The sequence below is a fragment of the Bacillus sp. EKM420B genome, assembly GCF_011065565.1.
Lineage (GTDB): Bacteria > Bacillota > Bacilli > Bacillales > Bacillaceae > Bacillus > Bacillus velezensis.
In genome coordinates, this window is sequence record NZ_JAAMNX010000046.1 from 1 (window position 1) to 258 (window position 258).

Annotated in this window: 1 protein-coding gene; it reads left to right on the plus strand. The window is 50.0% G+C overall.

What is annotated here, in order from left to right:
- On the plus strand, nt 1-258 hold a 258-nt coding region (locus G9F48_RS19455; RefSeq protein ID WP_446697982.1), incomplete at both ends, for an alpha-amylase family glycosyl hydrolase.

Consider the following 258-nt stretch of genomic DNA (forward strand, 5'->3'; position numbering starts at 1 on the left):
TCACGGACACCGATGCAATGGAGCGGTGAGGCGAACGGCGGGTTTTCTGATGCTTCTCCGTGGCTCGGAGTGAATCCGAACCACACATGGCTGAACGCTGCATCACAAATGCAGGATGAAACATCCGTATACCATTTCTACAAACGGCTGCTCGCCCTCAGAAAAGAACACGGCGTATTGATCAGCGGCACATATGAATTGCTGCTTCCGAATGACCGGCAGATTTATGCCTATCTAAGAAAAAACGGAACAAAAACC